Origin of the sequence: Ralstonia sp. Ralssp110 (assembly GCF_047325135.1) — a bacterium.
Classification (GTDB): Bacteria; Pseudomonadota; Gammaproteobacteria; order Burkholderiales; family Burkholderiaceae; genus Ralstonia; species Ralstonia mojiangensis.
Map to the genome: position 1 here is coordinate 1,188,706 of NZ_CP168610.1, position 21,284 is coordinate 1,209,989.

General features: G+C 63.0%; 30 protein-coding genes. 1 reads left to right on the plus strand and 29 read right to left on the minus strand.

Annotated features, from left to right (window positions below; translation table 11 throughout):
• Positions 1-33: 33 nt before the first annotated feature.
• The 18 genes from ACEN9T_RS14320 to ACEN9T_RS14405 form a co-directional block, all read right to left on the minus strand.
• Positions 34-534 (minus strand): hypothetical protein, encoded by a 501-nt coding sequence (locus ACEN9T_RS14320; protein ID WP_413708057.1) that lies wholly within the window; start codon positions 532-534, stop codon positions 34-36.
• A 583-nt stretch (positions 535-1,117) separates the two neighbouring features.
• Positions 1,118-1,693, minus strand: coding sequence for a hypothetical protein (locus tag ACEN9T_RS14325; RefSeq protein ID WP_413708058.1), 576 nt, complete (start codon positions 1,691-1,693; stop codon positions 1,118-1,120).
• A 52-nt stretch (positions 1,694-1,745) separates the two neighbouring features.
• Positions 1,746-2,330 carry a hypothetical protein gene (locus ACEN9T_RS14330; RefSeq protein ID WP_413708059.1) on the minus strand — a complete coding sequence of 195 codons (585 nt, stop codon included), beginning with the start codon at positions 2,328-2,330 and terminating at the stop codon, positions 1,746-1,748.
• A 37-nt stretch (positions 2,331-2,367) separates the two neighbouring features.
• Positions 2,368-3,468 carry a phage late control D family protein gene (locus tag ACEN9T_RS14335; RefSeq protein WP_413708060.1) on the minus strand — a complete coding sequence of 367 codons (1,101 nt, stop codon included), beginning with the start codon at positions 3,466-3,468 and terminating at the stop codon, positions 2,368-2,370.
• Positions 3,465-3,887 carry a phage tail protein gene (locus ACEN9T_RS14340; RefSeq protein ID WP_413708061.1) on the minus strand — a complete coding sequence of 141 codons (423 nt, stop codon included), beginning with the start codon at positions 3,885-3,887 and terminating at the stop codon, positions 3,465-3,467. Before ACEN9T_RS14340 ends, ACEN9T_RS14335 begins: the two co-directional genes overlap by 4 nt.
• Before the next feature lie 2 nt (positions 3,888-3,889).
• The gene (locus tag ACEN9T_RS14345) at positions 3,890-6,739 is read right to left on the minus strand and encodes a phage tail tape measure protein (protein WP_413708062.1); all 2,850 of its coding nucleotides are present in this window, start codon (positions 6,737-6,739) and stop codon (positions 3,890-3,892) included.
• Positions 6,736-6,837 carry a GpE family phage tail protein gene (locus tag ACEN9T_RS14350; RefSeq protein ID WP_413708063.1) on the minus strand — a complete coding sequence of 34 codons (102 nt, stop codon included), beginning with the start codon at positions 6,835-6,837 and terminating at the stop codon, positions 6,736-6,738. The genes ACEN9T_RS14345 and ACEN9T_RS14350 overlap by 4 nt, the downstream gene beginning before the upstream one ends.
• A complete protein-coding gene (locus ACEN9T_RS14355) occupies positions 6,834-7,160 on the minus strand; it encodes a phage tail assembly protein (RefSeq protein WP_154207047.1) in 327 nt (108 codons plus the stop codon). The genes ACEN9T_RS14350 and ACEN9T_RS14355 overlap by 4 nt, the downstream gene beginning before the upstream one ends.
• Positions 7,161-7,214: 54 nt before the next feature.
• Positions 7,215-7,724: a phage major tail tube protein gene (locus ACEN9T_RS14360; protein ID WP_413708064.1), complete on the minus strand. Its 510-nt coding sequence runs from the start codon at positions 7,722-7,724 to the stop codon at positions 7,215-7,217.
• 30 nt (positions 7,725-7,754) lie between these two features.
• Positions 7,755-8,930 (minus strand): phage tail sheath protein, encoded by a 1,176-nt coding sequence (locus ACEN9T_RS14365; protein ID WP_413708065.1) that lies wholly within the window; start codon positions 8,928-8,930, stop codon positions 7,755-7,757.
• A 133-nt stretch (positions 8,931-9,063) separates the two neighbouring features.
• Positions 9,064-9,489: a hypothetical protein gene (locus ACEN9T_RS14370; RefSeq protein WP_413708066.1), complete on the minus strand. Its 426-nt coding sequence runs from the start codon at positions 9,487-9,489 to the stop codon at positions 9,064-9,066.
• Between the two features lie 2 nt (positions 9,490-9,491).
• Positions 9,492-10,130, minus strand: a complete 639-nt coding sequence (locus ACEN9T_RS14375) for a hypothetical protein (protein ID WP_413708067.1) — start codon at positions 10,128-10,130, stop codon at positions 9,492-9,494.
• A gap of 10 nt (positions 10,131-10,140) precedes the next feature.
• On the minus strand, positions 10,141-10,716 hold the full coding sequence (locus tag ACEN9T_RS14380; protein WP_413708068.1) for a phage tail protein: 576 nt from the start codon (positions 10,714-10,716) through the stop codon (positions 10,141-10,143).
• A gap of 5 nt (positions 10,717-10,721) precedes the next feature.
• Positions 10,722-11,339, minus strand: coding sequence for a phage tail protein I (locus ACEN9T_RS14385; protein WP_413708069.1), 618 nt, complete (start codon positions 11,337-11,339; stop codon positions 10,722-10,724).
• Positions 11,332-12,240: a baseplate J/gp47 family protein gene (locus tag ACEN9T_RS14390; protein WP_413708070.1), complete on the minus strand. Its 909-nt coding sequence runs from the start codon at positions 12,238-12,240 to the stop codon at positions 11,332-11,334. The genes ACEN9T_RS14385 and ACEN9T_RS14390 overlap by 8 nt, the downstream gene beginning before the upstream one ends.
• 2 nt (positions 12,241-12,242) lie before the next feature.
• Entirely contained in the window at positions 12,243-12,581 is a 339-nt protein-coding gene (locus ACEN9T_RS14395) for a GPW/gp25 family protein (protein ID WP_413708071.1), read from the minus strand.
• 5 nt (positions 12,582-12,586) lie between these two features.
• Positions 12,587-13,204, minus strand: a complete 618-nt coding sequence (locus tag ACEN9T_RS14400; RefSeq protein WP_413708072.1) for a phage baseplate assembly protein V — start codon at positions 13,202-13,204, stop codon at positions 12,587-12,589.
• Positions 13,205-13,368: 164 nt separating this feature from the next.
• Positions 13,369-14,169, minus strand: a complete 801-nt coding sequence (locus ACEN9T_RS14405) for a DUF6602 domain-containing protein (RefSeq protein ID WP_413708073.1) — start codon at positions 14,167-14,169, stop codon at positions 13,369-13,371.
• 165 nt (positions 14,170-14,334) lie between these two features.
• Between ACEN9T_RS14405 and ACEN9T_RS14410 the strand changes: the two genes are divergently transcribed.
• Entirely contained in the window at positions 14,335-14,889 is a 555-nt protein-coding gene (locus ACEN9T_RS14410; protein WP_413708074.1) for a hypothetical protein, read from the plus strand.
• Between the two features lie 30 nt (positions 14,890-14,919).
• Here the strand turns inward: ACEN9T_RS14410 and ACEN9T_RS14415 are convergent, their stop codons facing one another.
• The 11 genes from ACEN9T_RS14415 to ACEN9T_RS14465 all read right to left on the minus strand — a co-directional run bounded on the left by ACEN9T_RS14415 (position 14,920) and on the right by ACEN9T_RS14465 (position 21,284).
• Positions 14,920-15,366, minus strand: a complete 447-nt coding sequence (locus ACEN9T_RS14415; RefSeq protein ID WP_413708075.1) for a phage virion morphogenesis protein — start codon at positions 15,364-15,366, stop codon at positions 14,920-14,922.
• Complete coding sequence (locus ACEN9T_RS14420; protein ID WP_413708076.1) at positions 15,363-15,797, minus strand: phage tail protein; 435 nt, start codon at positions 15,795-15,797, stop codon at positions 15,363-15,365. Before ACEN9T_RS14420 ends, ACEN9T_RS14415 begins: the two co-directional genes overlap by 4 nt.
• Entirely contained in the window at positions 15,794-16,294 is a 501-nt protein-coding gene (locus ACEN9T_RS14425) for a hypothetical protein (RefSeq protein WP_413708077.1), read from the minus strand. The genes ACEN9T_RS14420 and ACEN9T_RS14425 overlap by 4 nt, the downstream gene beginning before the upstream one ends.
• Positions 16,291-17,097: an N-acetylmuramidase domain-containing protein gene (locus ACEN9T_RS14430; RefSeq protein ID WP_413708078.1), complete on the minus strand. Its 807-nt coding sequence runs from the start codon at positions 17,095-17,097 to the stop codon at positions 16,291-16,293. Before ACEN9T_RS14430 ends, ACEN9T_RS14425 begins: the two co-directional genes overlap by 4 nt.
• Complete coding sequence (locus tag ACEN9T_RS14435; RefSeq protein WP_413708079.1) at positions 17,094-17,405, minus strand: phage holin family protein; 312 nt, start codon at positions 17,403-17,405, stop codon at positions 17,094-17,096. Before ACEN9T_RS14435 ends, ACEN9T_RS14430 begins: the two co-directional genes overlap by 4 nt.
• Positions 17,402-17,797 (minus strand): phage holin family protein, encoded by a 396-nt coding sequence (locus ACEN9T_RS14440; RefSeq protein WP_232040515.1) that lies wholly within the window; start codon positions 17,795-17,797, stop codon positions 17,402-17,404. The genes ACEN9T_RS14435 and ACEN9T_RS14440 overlap by 4 nt, the downstream gene beginning before the upstream one ends.
• A 15-nt stretch (positions 17,798-17,812) precedes the next feature.
• Positions 17,813-18,016 (minus strand): tail protein X, encoded by a 204-nt coding sequence (locus tag ACEN9T_RS14445; RefSeq protein WP_413708080.1) that lies wholly within the window; start codon positions 18,014-18,016, stop codon positions 17,813-17,815.
• Entirely contained in the window at positions 18,016-18,495 is a 480-nt protein-coding gene (locus tag ACEN9T_RS14450) for a head completion/stabilization protein (protein ID WP_413708081.1), read from the minus strand. The genes ACEN9T_RS14445 and ACEN9T_RS14450 overlap by 1 nt, the downstream gene beginning before the upstream one ends.
• A 94-nt stretch (positions 18,496-18,589) precedes the next feature.
• The gene (locus tag ACEN9T_RS14455) at positions 18,590-19,312 is read right to left on the minus strand and encodes a terminase endonuclease subunit (protein WP_413708082.1); all 723 of its coding nucleotides are present in this window, start codon (positions 19,310-19,312) and stop codon (positions 18,590-18,592) included.
• Positions 19,309-20,346: a phage major capsid protein, P2 family gene (locus ACEN9T_RS14460; protein WP_413708083.1), complete on the minus strand. Its 1,038-nt coding sequence runs from the start codon at positions 20,344-20,346 to the stop codon at positions 19,309-19,311. The genes ACEN9T_RS14455 and ACEN9T_RS14460 overlap by 4 nt, the downstream gene beginning before the upstream one ends.
• A 41-nt stretch (positions 20,347-20,387) precedes the next feature.
• Positions 20,388-21,284 carry a GPO family capsid scaffolding protein gene (locus ACEN9T_RS14465; protein WP_413708084.1) on the minus strand — a complete coding sequence of 299 codons (897 nt, stop codon included), beginning with the start codon at positions 21,282-21,284 and terminating at the stop codon, positions 20,388-20,390.

Below are 21,284 nucleotides of genomic sequence, written 5' to 3' on the forward strand. Positions count from 1 at the left end.
CATCTGGAGGGGCACGGAATAAGGACCGATACCTCAAGCCGCCACATAGGTCGCGGAAGCACGAGGATTGATTCCCGTTTTTTCAGTCACCAGGTTTATGAAGTCGAAAGCGGTTGTGTAGAAATCCTTTGCGGTCTCGATGTCACAGCTACGCGCGTACTCAAGGGCGTGATGCTTGGCGGTGTGTAAGGCAGGCGAGTGCAAAGGATCATCGATCTGCGTGGGCGTAATTTGATACGGGGTGGCGTGAGTCACTAGATTCCTCCACCGCTGCATAGTTGCGATGCGCTGAAACAGGCCGTGGCCCCAATCAACTTCGATGCCTGCAGCCTCCATCAGCATCTTCATCTTTGCATCGAATCGAAATGTCTTTCGGTAGCTCTCAAAGTCAAAGCTAGGGTAGCGTGGGTCAGACGCCATGCAGAACGCCACTGAAGCTGAGAAGCTCTCGATTGCTGAGAAGCACAACACCATTCCACCTGTGAAGTAGGAGAACCCCATCGAAAGCGTCCCCTCTCGTGGTTTTTGATCCATGTGTATGCCCGCCCTTACCAGCTCAGACGCCGCGTGCAAGGTCAGGTCCCAGTCATGGTTTTCCGCCGAATATACGTAGCTCACAGTGGCCCTTGTTCTCAACGATCTTCGTGGATCGACACGAACGCCAATCCGACCATTTGCATTTCGATTGATGCCCTACGGCACCGGAGGCGCAGCTTTGCATCCATGCCGATGCTGCTCCTTCCCCAAGTCAGCAATGCTCCGATCCAGCCGAGCAACCTCCTCGTCACGAACTTTGCCGGGCGGTGAAACTGCATCTTTCAATTTTGCCCGCAAAACGTCTTTCTGATCCTTGAGGTCTGCGCATTCGGGCGGGTCCGGCCGCTCTTTGAACGGTGGCGTGATGCCCCGCTTGATAGCCTCGTCACACGGCATGCCTACGGAAAAGGTCTCGCCGTTGTAAGTGCATTTCCACGCGACGGCGGCGTAGGAGGGGGATGCCGTCAAGCAAGCGGTAACGAGGAGGAGTGGGCGCATGGATGGCCTTTTGGAACGAGCATGTACGCGGTGCACTGTCAGCGGCGCGCCCGATACGCAGGTGTCAAGGAAAAAGGGGCAGTCAGAGGCTTGGCTCGGTCTTCGTGTCGGCCGCGAGTTCGGCATCTTTACTCGCGGCGTCCAGTACTCGCCGGCCCATCTTGACCTGGTCTGACGGAGCAAGCGTCGCAATGCCGGGAAAAGCGAGTGCGGCGCTTTCCAATTTTGACTGCGCTACAGGGTCATCTTCGGTGACCTTTTCGGGGAAGACTGCGATAAACCACGCTTGAAAGACCTGAGCCTCTACAGGACCGCCCTGCCGTAGCCGTATGTAGTCCTCCACGGCAAGAAACAGGATGGCCGTGACGTTGGCGTCCAGCAGTTCGACCGAGCTACTTGGGTTCGGGTCTTGCTGAGCGTGCTTGAAGAAGTTCCGACACGGCTCGTTAATGTAGTGCTTAAGAGTATGTCCGGCAGGCAGACTTTCGCGGGCCTGTTTGGAGAAGCTATCCACGCCCGCGCTCGTGCAGAGCACGTCAATGACCTCCCATGCGTTCGACGCGAGCGAGTACACGGAAACGGGATCGCCACCATCGAAAAAAAGGCGAATGGCAGTAATGAGTTGCCGTCGGGCCGCGTCGATCTTTGTGACGAGCATGTTGACGTGCTCCTGTAAGCGAGAACTACAACAGCATTCGACAGCGGCCTTGTTAAGGCAACTCCAGTTGGCCCGCAAGATGCGAGAGGTACGCTTCAGCACCAGCGTCGTCAAACACCGCTCGCTGGAAGCCCATCGCTCCCGTCAGCTTGTCCCGCAGCAGTTCCAAATCAGTCTTGCAAACAAAATAGATGCCATCTAGGTCCGCCTCATCAAGCGCGCTGGGCACTAGCGCATAGGGGTGCTTTGCGAAATAGACGGAGAGGGCAAGGCGTTTGGAATGGTCGGCGCTTTGCCAAAGGTAGCCTAGTGCATCAACACCGACGTATCGCGAAAGGAACTCAATGTCTGCGAACGCCGCAACTTGGTCGAGTGTGTCGCTGGTATGAGGCCGCTGGGCCGACAACAGGTAGCGTTCCCAGAAGCTGGCGCCCAATGGCTGCCACAGCGCTGCCGTTCCTAGAATGAAGTCCAGGACGTAACGATGGGGATAGTGTGCCGCCTGGTGACTCAGCAGCAAGGCATAGTCAAGATTGGCGAGAGCCGCGGCATGTTGGTCGAAGTAGGCAATCCCTACAGCATCGGAATTGCCGTACCCGTCGAAAACTGCCTTGCAAACCTGAGCTAAGTGCGTCATGAGCGCTCCCTCGTGAGGGCTCACATGGTATCGCGTCTCACGTGTCGAGCTTATCTGGCTTGATCTCCAGCTCGAGCGCCGTCGTAAAGCCACCGTCATTCAGACTGTGAACGACGCGGCCGACTGACCAGCCCGTCCCATCAATCTGGGGCTTCCACCCGCTCACTTTGGCATGCAGCGACGGAAACAACTCAGCCCGCCCACGCGCCAATGTGATATTGAACGTAGCAACGCCGCGCTGAATCTTCTGCCACTCGGCCCGCGCCGCACGCTCGGCGTTGGAGCGTGACGCGTACGTGTGCCGCAACACCTTCACGTTGTCCGGGTTCGGATCGGCCTGTACCGTCTCCCGCTTCTTCTTTTTTCCCTTGGCGGCGCGCTCCTCCTTCGTCGCTACGGCATTGGAAGCATCGATAACAACCTCGCCGCGCACGCCGGCGCGCGTGTCCTGGTAGTACGCCTTCACACCGTTGTAGTTCTCCCGATCGGCAATGCTGAACGTGTGCGTGTCGCCAGACGCGCGGGTGATGTTGACGGTGGGCAGCGGCAGGCCCGACCCGCAGGTCGGCTCGCCGGCGGGAATGAAAAGCAGCGTGCCGTTCTTGACGGTCGCAATGGCGTCGAATTCCTTCGCCAGGCGCGAGAGGAAGTTGGCATCTGACTCGCCGGTCTGGTCGACGTGGGCGATGACCTGATCGGCCAGCTTCTTGCCCACCAGCCAGGTGAACTTGTTGCGCAGGGCGATGGACTGGACGATCTGCGCGACGGTCTTGCCGGCGTAGGAGCCCTCGCGGCGGGTGGTGAGGCCGCCGTCCATGTCGGCGCTGCGGGCGCGAATGATGAGCCGGTCGGGCGGGCCGCTGTGCTCCAGCTCGTCCACCTTGTACGTGCCCTTGTCGACCAGACCGGCGCCTTCCCAGCCGAGCGAGAGCGACAGGCGTACGCCTTTCTCGGGCAGGTCGAGCTTGCCGTCGCTGTCGTCGAGCTCGATGTCGAGCTGGTCTGCCTCGAAGCCGCTGTTGTCTGTGAGGGTGAGGCTGATGAGCCGCCCCTGGAAGCGGCCGGTGATGTCTTTGTTGCCCACCTTGATGCGGTAGGCTGGGCGGGGTGACAGGGCGTCGGTGGTCGCGCTCGTCATTGCAGCAGGCCGGTAGCAACGCTGGCCACCTTGGATAGCAGGCCGTCATCCACGCGGGTCAGCTTGAGGGTGAAGTCGCACGCGCGGGCGGCGCCGTCCTGGAAGAAGTAGGTACGGGTGGTGTCCAGGTTGTTGATGACGAACTGGCCGTAGTAGCGGCCGGTGCCCTCGATGAGGGTGTAGGCGTCGCCGCTGTCGGCCATCAGCTCCAGGGCTGAGAGCGACCATTCGCCGCCGGTGAAATCCGGGAAGAGCTTGCCGGTGAGTGTGATGGTTTCCTCATCCGGCCCGACGTACTGGTGCGACGGCCGCCGGCCCACGCGGTTGTTGCCCGGGTGGCGCCAGGCGACCTGGCGTTGGAATTCCGTATAGGGCGCCGTGTCTAGGCTGAACACGAACAGGCCCAGGGCCATCATCATGGTCAATCCCTGTCTGCAAGGCGCGAGCGCTGACGGGCGGCTCGCTGGTTGTCGATCTGGCGCAGCTCGTCGCGCACTAGGCGCGCGATGGCCTGCGGATCGGCGCCGGCGGGCGCATTGATGTTGATGGTGATGGGCGCGGGCGCAGGTGTGGACGCTGCGCTACGCACCGTCATCGCAGGGCGTGTGTCGAACGACACGGGCGCCGCCATTGCGGGCGCGGTACCGATGGCGATACCGGTGCCAATGGCCGCCAGCTTGGTGGCTCCCGCTTTTGCCGGCTTGGGCAGCGAGGCTTCGATCTGGGTGGCTTTGGCAACGGCCTGCGCCCCTGCGGTGTCGTCTCCGAATACGCCCTTGAACCACGCCGCGATTTTCCCCACAGCGTCTTTGAGCGCCGGGAACTTGCTGAACAGCCCGTCGATGATGCCCTGGATGATGTTGCTGCCGAACTGCTGAAATTGCTCCGGGACGAAGAAGTCCCATACGGCAACAAAGACAGCCTTGATGGGCGTGATGGGCGACCACTTCAGCAACGTTGCATTAATGTTGACGGTACCGCCGTTGGCGAGGGCGTCCATGTCCTGCCAGAACTCGTTCCAGGTGTTCCTTATCCCGTTCCAAGCGGAGGAGCAGGTGCCCTTGATGCTTTGCCACAGGCCTTCAATTTTTGGCCCGAGCGTTTCCCAGTTGTCCCAGATGAGAAACGCGGCGGTGGCAATGACCGCGATGATGGCGAGTATGGGGTTGGCGAGCGCAAGGCGGCCTATCCACTTCAAGGCGGTGCCGACTTTCCCGATACCCGCTTTGAGTAGCTTGAATCCGCCCGAAAGCCCGCCCGCGCGGATGTTCAGCAGGCGCAACCCGTAACGTGCGATCACCAATGGCCCCTGCATAGCCGCCATGGAAAGCGTGAGGCCGCCGGCGGCCAGCAGTAGGGCGCCTGCTGCAGCCGCCGCCTTGAGCAGGCCGGACACGAGGCCAGGGTTGTTCTTTGCAAAGGTGTCAAACCGCTCCAGCAGACGGCCAGTGCTGTCGATCAGGTCGATGACGGTGGCGCGCAGCCCGCCGCCGCTTTCACTGCTGGTGTTGAAGATGCGGTTCTGCAGGCGCTGCCAGTGCGCAGACATGGTGTCTTGCCGCGCAGAGAACTCGCGCGACATGGAGCCCTTCGCCTGGCTGCCGTTGGCCAGCCCGATCTGGCGCTGCAGCTCGTCTGGCTTGTCGACCAGCTTGGCCAGCGTGTCTGAGTGCTCCAGGCCCACCAGCTCGACCATGACGCCGATGCGCTTGTCTTCCGGCAGGCGTTTGACGGCTTCAATGATGCGAAACAGCGTGCCGGTCGCATCGGTTGCCATGCCGCGCTGGACGTGTGCCGAACTCAGGCCAATCTCGTCGAGCGCAGACCGGAACTTCTTTGTGCCTTTGTCGGCAGCGGCGAACTTCTGGACGATGGCGTTGATGGCAGTGCCAGCGGTTTCCGTGCGCTCGCCCAAGGTGAGCAGCGTAGAGCCGAGAGCGGCGGCATCCCGGGCCGACATGGCAACGGTAGAGACAACGCCAGACGTGCGGTTGAGCACGTCGATGATGTCGTTGCCCTTGCTGATGGCGTTGTCGTCCAGGTAGTTGATGGAGTCCGCCAGCCCCATGATGGCGTTGGTGGGGATGCGGAAGTTCTTGGCAACCTTGCCCATGCTCTCGGCAATCTCGTCGGGCATGGCGTCAAAGGCGGTGGCCATCATCGACACCGTGCGGGTGTACTCGATCAACTCCTCGCGCGGGACTTCCATGCGCGCGCCAGCGGTCACCATTTCGGCGATCTGCGTGACGGGGATTGGCAGCTCCGCGCCGAGCTGCTTGATCTGCCGGGCCATGTCGTAATAGACAGGGGTGAGCTTGCCGCCCGCATCGCGCGCGCCGTCTACCTGCCGAGCGATGCCCAGCATGGCGTTCTCAAACGCGACGTAGTCCTTCACGGTTTTGGCGACCGGCGCGAGCGTAACGGTGCCGGCACCCATGAGCGAAACGCCTGTGCCGAGCATGGCGTTGCGTGATGCCATGCCCTTTTGGTACTGCGCTTGTGCGGCTGCCAGGTGGCGCTCTTTTTCGGCAAGGCGGGCGAGCGCTGCCTCTTTCTCGCGCAATGCCTGCTTGGTGGCGTCGATCCGGGTTTTCAGCTCGGCTTCGTGGCGGCTGAATTCCTTGGTTCGGATACCTGCCTCAAGCAGCTCGCTTCGCATCTGGCGGAACGTGGTCAGTTTGTTCCTGTGGGCCTGCGTCAGCTTGTCGGCTGTGCTTTGGGCGTCCTTGTACTGCCGGCTGAGTTTTCTGACCTGCGCTGTGTTGACAGGCGTCTGTGCGGCCAGAGCCTTCTGTTCCGCTTTGAGCCGATTGATCTGCCGGAGCGTGCTGGCTGTCTGTTCCTGGAGCTTCAGGAAAGCGTCGCGCTCGGCGTCGACATAGGCGGTCTTTCCCGCCAGCCGCGCACGCTTGTTCATCGCGATGGTGGCCTTATCCAACTGCGCTTCCACCGCCTGCAGGCTCTTGATCTGATCGTCGATGGCCTTCTTGCGGGTGGCGCCGCCTTGGACAGCATCGAGCTGCTTGCGCAGTGCTTCCGCCTTTGCGGTGGCATTGCGCATTTCGATGCCGCTTTCCTTGATGCCGCTCTTGAGCTCGCGGAAGCCGTCCAGGCGCTTTTGCTCCCGATTGAGCGCCGTGAGCTGATCCCGCCCTTGCTTCACAGCGCGGGCGAGATCCTTGTTGGCATCGAGCAGCCTCTGGACTGGCCGCGTGGCCTTGTCCACGGCCTGCAGCACAACCTCCAGGCGCAGGCGGCGAGCGTCGCTCATTCCTGCGCCTCGCTGCGCTCACGGGCGCGCTCGCGCCACTCCATCAGGTCGGTAATGCTCATCGCGTACAGCTCCTCCAGGCGGAAGCAAAAAATCACTGCAACGTCTGCGGCGGCGTTTTCGACTCGGTCAGGAAGGCTTCTTCCCGGTCCTGCTTCGAGAGCAAAAAACCTGTCACTTCAGTAGCGATCTTGACCAGGTCGGCCAGGTCGAGCTTGCTCACGTCTGCGGTGGTGAGCGTGGGCGCGGTGATGCGCGGCAGAACGGTATGCAGAGCCGTCACGTCCATGCGCATCAGGTCCATCAGGCTGACGCCGCGCAGCTCGCCGCTGCCGGGCTTGCGCAGCGTCAGCACGCTGATGACCTGGTCGCCGCGCTTGATGGGGGTGTCGAGGGTGATGTTGGTGGTGAGTTGTTCCATGGTGGTGAAGGCTCAGAAAGTGGAGGGGTGCCGCGTTGTGCGGCGGGTGAGGGATCAGAGGCCGATGGCCTTGCGCTGCTCGGCCAGGCGGTCGACGCCGAATACGCGCTCGATGAAGTTCACGTGGTCGATCTCGATCCAGTCTTCGCCGTTGACGGAGAGCTTGTAGTAAGAGAGCGACGACTTAACCTTGAACGGGTCTTTGCTGCCGGCCTTGGCGTTGCCGAAGTCGATTTCGGTGTGGCGGCCGCGCGCGATGATGTCTACGGCGTCGACCTCGCCGGTGTCTTCACACTGGTAGCCGCCCGAGAAGCGCACCAGGGCACCGTCCACGGTGGTGGTGCCGTACTGCTTCAGGATGTCGCGCATCAGGCCGCCGTAGGTGGTTTCCAGCTCCAGCTTTTCATTGCCGAGGTCGATGTCGATCGGGCCGTTCATGCCGCCGGCGCGGTATTCCTCCAGCTTGCGGGTGAGCTTGGGCAGGGTGATTTCTTCCACCGCGCCGGCGTGGGAGATACCGTCTGCGAAGACGTTGAAATGTTTGAGGATGCGAGGGAGTGCCATCGTTGGTCCTTGTCAGGGTGGTGGCGCCGCTCAAGCCGCGTTGACGGCGTCGGCGAACTGCATGAGGTAGCGGTCTGTAATGCGCTGGCGGAAGGTGAGGTCTTCCAGCGGCGGGACGGGGGTGTAGTCGTAGTCGATGGCGAGCTGGCCGGCTTTGAGCGTCTCTTTGGCGTTGGCGGCCGGGTCGAACCACGCTTCGCCGCCGAGCAGGTAGCCGTTGCGTACCAGGTTGCGCAGCTTGGCGTTGACGCCGGCCAGGATGTCGCGCACCAAAGACGGGGTCATTGGCAGGTCATTGGCCCACATGTGCGCTTCGGCCATCGTGTCGGCCAGCACCTGCGCGGTGCGGGTGTAGTTCTCGAAGGCGAAGAGCTTGTCCGCGCTGCAGGTGCGCGAGCCCCAGAAGCGGAAGCCGTTCTGGTGGACGAGCGTGGTGACGTCGTGCGAGTTGAGGTAGCCGGCGTCGGTGGCGGGGTTCTGCAGGTCCCAGTACACGTCGCGCGAGAGGCCCGTGACGCCGTTGACGGGCACGTTGGACAGCGTCTTGTGCCAGCCGGTCTCGTTGTCGATCTTGGCGCGCAGGCCGACAGCGCGGGCCGTGGCCCACAGCGTGCGCTCGGCGTTGGCGGCGCTGTCCCAACCGACAAAGTCAGGCCACAGCACCATGAGCTCTCGCGCGCCGAAGTTTTGGCGGTAGGCGACGACGTCTTCCTTGGTGTTGCAGCCGGCGGCGCTCACGTAGGCGAAGGCGCGCAGCTTTTGCGCGATGCTGGCCAGCTCGGAGGCGACGGGCAGCGAGTCGAGCCCGGGCGCGGCGAGGATGCGCGGCGTGATGCCAAAGCGGTTGCGCGCGGCCAGCAGCGCTTTCATGCCGGTGTAGCGGCCCTGGTCGTTGGTGGTGCCGATCAGGTTGCTGGTGGTCTCGCCTTCGGCCTTGCCTTCAGCCACGCGCACGACGACGGTGAGCGGGCTGGTCTGGTCGGCAATGGCCTGCAGCGTGCGCGCGAGCGTGCCCTTGTCGCCGGCTTTGCCAACGGCGCCTTGCACGTCGGTGAGCAGCACGGGCGTGTCGAGCGGGAAGGCGGACGCATCCGCGTCATTGGCCGTGCACACCACGCCGGCGACGGCGGTTTCAATGGTGCGGATGGGGCGTGTGCCTTCGTTGATCTCGATGACACGGACGCCGTGGTGGTAGTCGGTGGGCATGCATTCCTCCGGGATGGGGCCGACGTTGAATCGTCCCGGTAGGATGCGGCGCGCGCGCGAGTGTGTCGCGCGCTGGGTGTTGTGGGACTGGGGGCTACAACAAGAACGCGCCCAGCCCCCGGGGGCAGCGCTGCTATTTGGCGGCGGGCTCAGACGCTGCAATGACTGCGGCGATGCCATTCGACAGTTTCGTCATGTCAGCGAGCACGCCCTGTGCGCCGCCATCCTTGACCATGTAGGGCAGTTTCAATGCGCCTGACTTGACTGCCGAATCGACGGCACTGCCGATCGTGAAGAGCGGCTCGACTGCCGAATTAATGTCTGCAAGGCTCTTCGCCTTAGACAGCGCAACCACGAGCTCGGCCAGCCCAACAAACATCATGCCGACGACGTCCGACATGACGCCTTCACGGGTCTTTGTGTCGGCCACGCCTTCGATTTGCATGCGCAAACGCTCTTTGGCAATTTGAGTCTGCTGAGACTCCCATTGTTTCAGGAGCTCGGCCTTCTGAGCGGCGCTCAGATCTGTGAAGCCAACGGAATCGTTCGGTGCCTGCATGATTAACCTCCTCGAAGATAATTGTTGGGCAGCATGGACGCAGCGACTTCCGTTCTGGCGTCTCGAAAGATCGCGTATTCATCGCCTTCGGCGGAAAAGATCAGATTGTTTTTGTCTGCCGTGTAGGCCGTCACGTCCCCTTGCCAGGACGTTGAGATGTCGTATGTGCGCTGGCCCAACAGATAAACGACGAGCGCCATGCCGTACACATCTGCTGCAAAGTCGGCGACATAGGGATTCACGGCGTTCGTGCCCAAGGAATACTGGTAACTGATCGGGATGACTCGCCCCGGCGCGCCGCCCCATTCACCGCTGACGACATCGAGGCTGAAGTTCATTGAACCGTTGAACTTGCCGTACTTGTCTGCATCGTTGTGCACGCCGCGGCCGATGTTGACGCGGCCAAGCACGCGGGCCGGTAGGGAAAAAACGACCGGGTACCACTTGCTCTCCGAGCCGCCTACAAATAGGGCGCGGAGATTGTTCGATGCGAACTGATGCTTCGCGTTGTCCATCCATGCGGCAAACGCAGCTTGCTGTGCTCCAGTCGCCCCATCGATCTGCGCCTGCTTACCGGCGACCACCTGTGTCAGGGCATTTTGCGCGGCGATGGCGTCTGCCAGTTGTTGTTCAAGAGTCATGCTTCACCTTTCATAGATAGTGGTTCTTCAGGACGAGCCTGTTTGTGTCGCAGAGCGATCGCAATACCGTGGTCATGTGCAGCAACTGGTTGCTTGCGAGCTGTGCAATCGGCCTGACTGCGGCTTCATCGACGTACTGCCGAGTGGCCAGGACCAGCGCGGGGTCGATCTTCAATTCCACGGTGGCCCCGGAGGCGGACAGCACGGCCATGCGCACGACCTGTGTCCGGCCGGAGCCTTCGGCCATCTGAGGCTTGTAGGTCTCGGGGCAGTTGCCGTAGTAGCAAAGCGTGCCGTCTTCGTCATACAGACCGAGCTCACGGATCCACCAGCCGCCCACCGTTTCAGGAATGACCAGCTCGGCGACAAATTGGCTGGGGTTGCCCGGGTCTTGCCATAGGGCGTTGAGTGGAGCGCGGTGGTGTTCACGCACGAGGCTTGTGCGGTAGCTGTCCGGCGTGGGAAGCGCGCCGCCGCCGTCGCCGATGGCCATGTGGGTGTAGCGACGTGGCAGGCCGAGCGCCTTGGCGTTGGCATCGCGTGCTTCACCTGCGGCAGTTGGGACGACAAAGAATGTCTGCGACATAGCGGTTATTGAGTGACGGTGAGGGTGTCGATGTGATGCGTCGCGCCGGAGAACCGGGTGGTTCCCGCGACGACAATGTCTGGTGGTGCATAGGGGTAGACGGTCAATGTGTCGCCGAGATAGGCGGCTGCACTGGCGCTGTCTGCGCCGCGCGTGACGAGGCTGATTTGCAGGCCCAACATCGGGCGCGAGCATGGCTTTGCATCGTTGACCAGGCGCTCCAGCTCGATGTGGGTGCTTTCGTCAATGCCGAAATCTCCGACCTGCACATCGAGCTGGAATGACCCACGGGGGCCAGGCGGCTCCGTCTGCCACCACTCGGTGACGTGGATCTCGAACCCGAGCGGTTCCACCGCGCGGCGGATGGCGCCGATGGTCCCTTTGCGACGATGCACCAGGTACGACGCGGATGTGACGGCGCGCTTGGTGGACGTCGGCCAGTCTGGGTTCCATCTGTCGACGGAGAAAGACCACGCCAGGAACGGAAGCAGTTCGGCGGGGCAGGTGGCCGGGTTCCAGAGGTCGCGCAGCGGCACCGGTACGTACTCAATGCGCTGGCCGGCAGATGCGGCTCTGCGCTCAAGCGGTGTAGCGTTGGGCGGCAGAAGCGTGGCGTTACTCACTGGTGCCCCCGTTGATGATCTCCACGCCCGTGCAGTAGCTCGCCTGGGTGAGATCGAGCGGAATGTCGGTAACGGGTTCAGCCAGAACGAGCTTTTCCACGCCTTCCACGTGTAGCGCAGCGGTAATGGCAGAGCGATTGATGTCGCGGCCGATACGACGCCGGGCGGTGGTGTAGCGGGTTGCTTGCTTCTCCGCTGTATCGAGAATCGGCTCTGCCGCAGGACCGGGTGCCAGGTACAGGATGGCGCGAATGCGATACGGGACGATTGTTGCCGATTGCACCTTGAGGCGGTCCGCCACCGGACGGGTGTCCTCCCCTGAAAGGGCCGCGTACACGATCCGCAGCAGGCTTTCATCGGCACTGCCGTCGCCTAGGTGGGAAAGAACTGAGACCACGACTTCTGCGCCGGCCGGGCTGGTAGCGCGAGCGTCTGCAACGCGGCCATCAGCCGAGCGCGCATAGAACTCGTACGCCTTGGTGGGGCCGGCCACGGATAGTCCTTCCCACGCGTCTTGGGCGCGCTCGCGCAGCGCCTCGTCGCTCTCCGTGACGGGAGGGGTGGGTGGGACGGTCGTGTCGTCAGCGGGCATGACAGTGAGCCGCTTGACGTTGAAGTTGGCGACTAGGTTGTCGAGGTCTTTGCGTTTTGCAAAGGGCAGCATGACGGCCAAGGCGGCGTCGTTCACCCGCCGTCGCCAAACAAGCTCCCGGTATGCGTTCTCCTGTAACAGCTTGTTGATGGGCTCGGATTCGAGCTCCAGCGTGGCGCGCACGCTGTCCTGCTCGTCGGCCGGATGCAACGAGACGAAATACGCCTTGCGCTCGGCCAGGATGGCTTCATAGTCCAGCGCTTCCACAACGGTGGGCGCGGGCAGGAGTGAGAGGTCGATTGCGCCCATGTTTAGCCCCTAAGTGCTACGGAGATCGGGCCTAGTGATTCACGACGCGGGCCGTCGACGCGGTCGCCCTCGATGTCGACGACAGTGGTGCCCTTTGCGTCTACAACCAGCCGGATCGACGCGACGCGGATGCGGGGCTCCCATTTCACCAAGGCAGACACCGAGGCCGACATGACGCGCAAGCGGGTGGCCGGGTTCATCGGTTGGTCGAGCAGCTCGGGGACCCAAGAACCGTATTCGCGCCGCATGGCCCGCGAGCCAATGGGCGTGGTGAGGATGTCGCACACGGATTGGCGGATGTGGGCTACGTCGCTGACGGCGCGGCCGGTGGTGTTGTTCATGCCAGTCATCGCGTGCCGTCCGTCCAGCTTCCGCCTTGCTTTACGCCGCCGTGCCCGTGGTCATCGAGCACGACGCCGTTGGACGACAGCTTGCCGTCTTGGTGCGCCAGGTCGCCGGTGATGACGTTGCCGTTGTCGCCGCCCTGGCCGGCAATGCCGTTCATGAAGGACAGCAGGCCTTTGACGTTGACGTTGCCGTCGAAGGTGGTATCCGGGCACTTCACCAGCACGCTGGTGGCGGCTTCCAGGAAGACGGTTTTGACGCCCTGGACGGTGAGCAAGCCTGCGGCGTGGTCGTATTTGGTCAGCGCGCCGTCCGGGTAAAGCGTGACGGTTTCATTGGGCGAATGGCTTGGCACATCGTTGGCGGCCGATGGGATTGCGCACAAGACGATGCCGTTGGATGGGTCACCGCTGGGGCAGAGCAATACGACTTGCTCGCCCTTGGTGGGCGGGCTCCACGTGCGGGTGGCGCCGGCTCGACGTTCGCACCACGGGCGCCAGGTGGTGGTGACGCCGCCGGTGCGCACGCGCACGGCCGGTGGGCGGCCGTGGCGCACGTCGGCCACGGTGCCGATGCGGATCAGGTTTTCAATGAGGCGGGCGAGTTCTGCGAGGTCCATGCCTGCAGAGTGCCGTGCGCGCGCGTGGGGGTCACGTCATGAAAGTTGTATGCACGGGCTCCACAACAGTCCGCCGCTAGCATCGACTATATGCTCGTTGCGATTAGCTGTTTCGCTTGCACACGTCCGCGCGGCTGCTTCGGCATGCTGCACGCCCTGCGGCGTCACACGCCGAATGAGCCGTTGAACGAGTGTCCAGCGAGGTACGGCTGCGTCACAAGGTGTGCGCTCTCTGTGCCCATGCATGCCTGTTGGAGCGCTAGAAAGAATAGAAGTAGAGCACCACTATCGCAGTCGCAGAAGAAGCACTTCGCTCGAGGGTCTATCTGATCGCCAAACAATGGGGTATTGCAGAGGTAGTGAACGCCACGACCTAGCACACTGATACCGTCTAGACTCGTTCCGGCGCTCTTCAGCCTATTCTCGTGTTCCCACTTATCGGGGGCGATATCCAGCTCCGTTCGAGCTTTTTCTATCCAGTCCCCTACTGTGCCCATGCTTGCTGGCCCGCTGTAAGCAATAGCGAATGACAGAGGTTTTGGCGGAAACCACCCAAACGAAGCGGACCGGCCATAGTTTGGCTCGAGCCGCTTGAGGTTAGCCGCCGCCGACATGGCATCCCGTAACGCGCCGTAGTCGAGAAGCGACTTCACCTCAATGGTCGCCACTACTGACTCCACTAGAAATCCGCTCACACCACCGAAATCGAGTTTTGGGTAGTTTCTGCGATAGATAACAATATCGTACTGGTTTCGTTGCTCCCGGGGTTTCGACCTGTGATCGATGACTTCACCTGTTCCGATGGCGACATTGGCACTCAGATGTGAGCTAAGGAAGGTGGCGATCAGATTTTCTCTGGGCGTGCCCCTGTGCAAAGTGTGTCCAGCATTCGCGGGAATCCGCGAGTTTTGCAGCAGCGCATTTTCTATTGCGCTCATGTGTGCATCAAGCATACCCGTGGCCATTCTCCCCTCCATCTGCGCGGTTTCGAATGGAGAGGATAGTAGCCTGCATTCGAGCGTGGCAAGCGGGCTGCACACACCGTCTTCTTGCCCACCAAAAGATGGGTTGCCGGGGGGGCTGATGCTGTGGAAGGATAGGTCCTCCATCCTCCGAAGTTTGAATTAAAAATGCAAACACAAAACTCGCAGCAAATCTTGCAATTGAAACCCCACACCCTCGTTACTCACAACTTTGGCCTATTCATGATCATGTGGGCTACGTTGGAGTCCATTGTCTTGGCGGGAATCATGAAGGAGCTCGGAGGTGATGCAAAAAAGACGGTGGAGGAGACAGCTAAAACAACTTTCGCACCTCGCGTAAGGAAGCTGGTTAGTTTGCTGAAGCGCCACGGAAACGCACACAAAGATGCTATTGACTTGCTGAATGGCCTTATCTCGTTCAGTCAGAGGAACAACATTGTTCATGGAATGGTGATCGTCGGCGTCCCAGACCAGCTTACATTCGTGAATCATGTTGGCAGCCATAGCGTTAGAGTGTCTTTCACCTCCGCAGAGTTGGAGTCGCATCTATTGGCAGTCAATGCCAAGACCGATGAACTTAAGGGCTTGCTTGGTCTCACCGACGAGGACGCACAGAAGGTTTGTGACGCGATGCTCGCCGCTGCGGCTCCTGCGGCTCCTACGGCTCCTACGGCTCCTACGGCTCCTGCGGCCGCAAACTAAAACGAATGCTTTGTTGGCGGCATATCTCATCTAGTTTGTTATATGGGAGGAGATGAGCTCTGTAAGTTGGTCGATGTCCTCATGCGTAATCCCGAGCAACGCGCGCGAAGGGTATTTAGCCACCAGCCCGTTCTTGTTGACACGATCCCGCAGGCCAAAATGATGCACTGCCGCAATGCGCCGCACCTTGCCTGCAAACGTGACAACAGCCGCGTTTGGGTTCGCTTCAATGTGCATGTACTTCGCCATCCGCAGCCGCGTGAACATCGAGCGCCGGATGCCGCCGCGCTTGTGCCGTAGCTGCGGCTTGCGCGGCTCGTAGGCCGAGCCGTCCGGATTGCGCTGCGCGGCGATGCGCGCTGACTGCCGGCGCCGCAGCTCCACCGCGATGGCGCGGGCCAGCGCCCGCCGCTGTGGTGCTTCCAATCTTCCCAGCAGGCCGACCAGGTAGGCGTCGAGCTCGTGCAGGTCGCTCACGCAGGCCTCCAGGTGGCCGGGTCATCGTTTTCGTTGATCGGCTCCGGGTGGTGCTCGACCTGGTAGCCGTTGCCATCCACCCTGACCGTCACGCGCTCTGTGAGCTGCAGCTTGATAGAGATGTCGACGGTGTCGTGCGTGAGGATCTCGGCCTCGAACTTGAAGGCGTCTTCCCGCTTGTCGGGGTTGGTGAAGGCGTCGGGCTGGTTGGTGCGCAGCCATGCCAGGACGGGCACGACGACTGTGTCAGAGCTGTCTGGGTAGTCGGTCACGATCAAGGTGAGCGTGTACCGGTATTCGAAGCCGAGCGACCGCGCGCCGGTGGCCACCACGTTTCCTTCATCGACAAAGACGTGCAGCGCTTCAGGGTGCGCGGCCAAGTAGGGAACTGCGGCCGTCAGCGCCTCGCGCAGACTGGTGGCCTTCATCATGGTGCGGTGCCCTCCCCAATGATCGTCACGCCCTGGTCGCGCAACGTCTGCTGCAGGCTGCTCAGTCGCGCGGCGTCGACGTGGCAGCCGGTGTAGTTGGCTGCGACGGTGCCGGCGACGGCAGAGAGCGCAACGCCTGCGGGGGCCGCATCAGCATCTCCGGGATTTGCATCTGGCACGGCGCCGGCGGCGGCTGCGTCGTGCAGGCGGACAAAGCCGCGAGGGACAACGCAGGCAGCGTCAGCTTGAACGGGGACATAGCGAGGGACTTCCTTGATGATGGTGTCGCCTTTGAGGCGGATGACGCGCTCGCGGTCGACGTATTGGGTGACGGTCACGGTGGCGCGCTGGGCGTGGTCGAGCTGCTTGCGCAGGGTGGCGGCGGTGGTTTCGGCCTGGTCGGCGCGCTGGACTGCGGCGTGGTAGCTGGCGGTGGCCCACCAGGCGAGGCCTGCGACGATTGCCAGCAGCGCGACGATGACGGCGGCGCGCTTCATGCCGCGACCTCGTCTTCGGCCTGGTAGCGGTCAAAGGCGCGGGCCAGCTTGACGTCGTACAGGTTGGCTTTGTACGCAGGGCCGTTGTAGAGCTGGGCGAAGGTGGCCCACTTGCTGGCCCGCAGCGCCTTGAGCATGGTGGGGTCGGCCTTTACAAACCGCACGAACGCATCGAGCTGCGCGGCTTCGCTGGTGCGCATGGCTGACACGAAGTGCTGCACGCTGGGGTAGTCGAGCAGCTTCCAGTGGAAGCCCATGACCTGGAAGGCGCCCCAGCTTGCCGACGCGAGGGCACAGTCTTCATCGATCTGGACGGCGCGCGCCAGGCGCATGTGCTCGCCGGCGTTGCCGACGTAGCCGCCGCGCTTGGGGTTGACCAGGTTGGGGAATTGGCGGGCCAGGGCGTCTGCATCTTTGCCGGCGCGCTGGAGCTGGCGATGCATGATGTGCCGCTCGAACAGGATGACCGGGCGGCCGTCGGGCAGGAAGCCGTTGCCCAGGCTTTCCACCTCGTTCACCGCGCGCACGGCCGCCGGCGATACGTCGAGCGCTTCTGCAGCCGCCTGCAGGTCTGCGGCGGAGAGGTGCCGAACGTTGCGCGCACCAGACTGCAGTGCGGCCATGGTCTTGGGGCCGGCAATGCCGTCGACGACCAGGCCGAAGCGGATCTGTGCCGCGCGCACGGCGGCGACGGTGTCTGAGCAGTACACGCAGGTATCGGGGGCATTGAAGCCGTTGGCGATCAGCAGCCGCTGCAGCTCCAGCACTGCGGCGCCGACCATGCCTTCACGCAGGATGGTCATGCGGACCTCCGCAGGATGCGAACGAACCAGCATTGCCGCGCGCCGCCCATGCGGAAGAGCTCGACCACATTGCCGCGCACAGCATAGACAGCGACGCAGAGCACTGCGGTGATGCCGTTCTGTGCGGCAAGCGCCCAGTCATACCGGCCGAACAGCACGCCGATGGTGACGGCGCCGGCGAGCACGACCAGGCCATACGCGAGGCGTGAGGCCCACGGCCGGTGCGCTGCACCGCCGCGCTTGAACAGCAGCAGCCGCAGCGCGATGAGCGCGCACAACGCGGCTTGCACGATGAACAGGGTCTTCATGGTTGCTTGCCTCCTTTGTCTGCGCCGCCCTTGAGTGAGGCGAAGAGGCGGTCGCTGTTGTCTGCCAGGCGGATGAGCGCCAGGAGCAGCTTGACCACGACGGTGGAGGCGACCAGGGCGCCCACGGCGTGGCTGACTTCGGTGTTGGTGGGCAGGGCCTTGGCGATGAGCGCTGCGGCCAGCGGCGCGGACAGCAGGCCCGCGACGATGGATGCAGCCAGGAAGCCCAGCTTCTTGACGGTGCCGAGCTCGCCGCTGTTGAGCACGAACACTGCGGCGCCGGCGAAGGCGCCCAGCACGGTGCCGGGGTCGACGCCTGGCAGCAGGGACAACGCGCCCACGCCCGTGACGGCGAGGGTGGCGGTGGAGCCGGTGGAGATGGGTTCAGCCATTGGGTTCCTTGGAGGTCAATCCCAGAGCTGGACCATTTGCATGGCCGGCTGCGGGGAGATGTCGGGCATGTCGAGCTCGGTGCCGTGGGGCAGGACGGGGCCAAGGTCGGCAACGCCCGGGTTGGCGGCCAGGACGGCTTCTGTGACGCCTGCGGTACGGCCGTAGACGCGGTGGCAGATGGCGTCAACGGTGTCGCCCTGGATGGCCCGTACGCGCATCAGATGAGCTCGACGGTGGTGCGGGCGGCGCCCTGGATGTCGCTGATGGCCCAGCGGGCGTCGCGGCGCAGGTCTTCTACGCCGAGGTTTTCCGCTTCGGCCTTGCGGTCGCCGGCGGCGGTGGCGTCGATGGTGCGGTAGCGCTCGATGAGCCAGGCGGCAGCCAGGCAGTGGACGGCGCGCAGGTAGCGGTGCAGGTGCGCGCTTTCGCCGTCGATCTTGGGTGCAGGCACGGTGGCCAGCGTGTTTCGGCCGAAGGACATTTGCGCGGCCTTCCATGGCTCCAGCTCTTCGTTGACGGAGAGCATGGCTTCCACCAGGGCGGCGCGCATGCGCTGCTGCGTGACGGTGCCGTCCAGGCGCATGGCGGCGTAGGCGTTGACGACATCGACATCGGGGAAGAAGCCGTCGTTGGCGATGGGTGGGCCGCCGGGCGTGGCCGGCTGCGGTACGGATGCGGCTGCGATGAAGGAAGACATGGTTCAGTGGCTGGGAGGCGGTGGACGGGGCGAGGCTTCGCGGCACGCCGGAAGACTGCCCCGTGCCGCCTGATGCGCGGGGTCACGCTCGGTGTCAGCTTTTGCCGGTGCGATCTTTGGCGCCGGCAGCGGCTGCGTTCTTGATCTCGCGCTCGATGCGCTCGATGTCTTTTTTCACGCCGGATTTGTCGTGCAGCTCCAGCGCGCGGCGCAGATGCGTAAGGGCTTCTTCGCGGCACGCGGCGGCGGTAGCCGGGTCTTGCCCGGTCGCCAGCGCGTCGGTGACGTAGCCGAGCGCCTTGTGCAACTTGGCGCGCACCTCGTCGGGCATGTCCTGGTCGCTTACGAGCTTCTCTACCTCCGCCAGCGCTTCGGCGTCTTCGGCCTTGATGGCCTCGGGCGCCTTCAGGACCATGTTGGCGAACTCTTCTGCGATGAGGCAGGCGGTGGTGCGCTGGTACTGGTCGGGCATCGCCAGCTTGTGACGGATGGCGTAGTCGGCCAGGGGCAGGGCGCCGGCGAAGTCGCCCACGTCGATGCGCCAGACGAGCACGGTCATGAAGATGTCGTCTTGCGTGCCGCTGTCGGCCTGCAGGACGCCTTCCACCCACGCCGCGTATTCGGGGAGCATGCGGCGCTTGGTTTCGGCCTTGCGCTCGACGGACTGCACCTGTTTGAGCTGGCGCTTATGCTCGGCGAGCTGCGCGAGCATGAGCTCGTAGCCGGTGGCGTGGCGCAGCGGGTTGGCTTCCAGCTCGGCCTGCGCCGCCTGGGCGGCGGAGACCCGCAGGAAGTGATTGCGGGCGGGGCTGGTCATTTCTCGCCCACCTTTGGCGCGGCGCCGGTGATGTGGACGTTCTCGGCCATTGCGACGCAGCCGAGCTCTTCCACGACATACGCGTCGTTGCTCGACTCGTAGTTCTCGATGCGGTCGCGCTTGGCGTTGTCGACGATGGTGCGGCGGCGGGTGCCTTCCTGGTAGTAGATGGAGAGGTTGTCGAGCCGCGTCACCAGCAGGCCGTTGGCCGGGAAATAGGGCACGCGCACGGCCGGTAGGTTGCCGATGCGTTTCTGGCTCACGATCATGTCCAGCGCCAGCGTGTCGGTCGGCCGGTTGGGCTGGTTGATGATCGGGAAGTACTTGTCGGCCAGCAGCTCGCGGCCGCACACGACAACCAGCTCCGGGTCTTCTGCGTACCACGGCTCCATGAGGTTGCCCGCCATGTCGAAGACCAGCGCATCCAGGTTCTCGTATGCGGAGTCGCTACCGCCAATCACGATCCTGTCGGCGTTCTTGCCGTCGTGCGTCATCACGCGCTGCGGGGCGCTTTCACGGATGTGCTGCAGCCAGCCTTTGTTGACGTCCTCCAGCAGCGGGTTGGCCACGCGGTCGGACGTGGGCACGCGCTTGATGCCGTGGAAGCCGATCACCATGCGGTCCAGCGCCTGGCGTTTGATGATGGCGTCGCGAATGCGCGTCTGGAAGTCCGAGAACTTGGCCCAGGCGTCGAGCTTTCGGTACGTGATGTGCGTGTCCGAGTTGGTCTGCTCGCAGCGGTAGCCGATGGCGTCGAACGTCGACAGGTCCGCCGTTTCGCGATCTTGCTTGGTGGTGTCTGTCGTGCTGGCGATTGGGCCGGACACACCCAGGCCGATCTTTTCGCCTTCCTGTTCAGAGACGCCGTGGATGTTCACCTTGGACAGGAACTGGCTCGACTCTTGAATCTTCGTTTCCAGGCGCTGCTGGATGCTCGGGTTGACCGAGAACTTGGTGTCGACGCGGCTGACGCCATTCAGTTTGGCGATTTCGGCCGTGTAGGCGTCGTAGAGGCGGCGGGTATCGTTGCGCATTGAGTGCTCCGGGTGTGGGTCTGTGTTGTGCCGTGGCAGGGTCAGCAGTCGGTCTTGATGTCGGCGGTGCCGTCGCCGCCGGTCGCGGGCGGGCGCGCGGTGAAGGCCGGGGTGTTTTCCAAGCCGTGCTTCAACGTGTCGAAGGCCTTGCTGCGCTCATCTGCCTGGGCCTTGAATTCGACCAACTGATCGTTGATGGTCTTGAGGCCTGCGGTGAACTGATCGCCCATCGACTGCACCTGCGTGGCAATGATCTGGACGGCGTCCTGCACGTCGGAGAAGCGGGCGTCGGTGCCGGTCTCGGCTTTGGCCTGGCGCGAGAAGAGGCGCTTGATGCTGTCGGCCAGGCCTGCAGTGGCGCTGGGCTGCTCGGGTGTGAAGTCGAGGTCGACTTCCACGGCTTCGGTGAAGAGGTTGTCGGGGTCTTGCTTGCGCGCGGCCAGTGGGTTGATCTTGGCGGTGGCGCTGAACTGCAGCACTTCGCAGCCGAGGCTTGCCGGGTTGTCCGTCACGGCCAGGCCGACCAGGTAGGCCTCTTTGGTGTCGGCGAAGCTCGGCCGCACTTCCATCGACGCAAATATTTTTTGGCGGGCCTTGGTGAGTGCGATGAGTTCGTCGGTAGGGTCGATCTGCGCGAACAGGGCGAGCTTCTTCTTGCCGCCGAGTTCGATTTCTTCAGTCTTGAGCGCAATGACGTCGCCGTATGCCTTGAACGGCCCCTCCGGTACGTACCCACGGATGTGTTCCATGTTGATGCGAGCGCTGTAGACCTTCGGGTCGTAGTTCTTCGCCATCTGGAGCAGGTCTGCGCGTTCAATGACGCGGCCGTCGCTGGTGGCGCCTTCGGTGGCGATGCGGAAGAACTTGGTGGCCTTGGTGCCCATGTTGTCCTCGGTGGTCTGTGGTTCGTTGGTGCTGTCATCTTCAGCGCCGTGCAT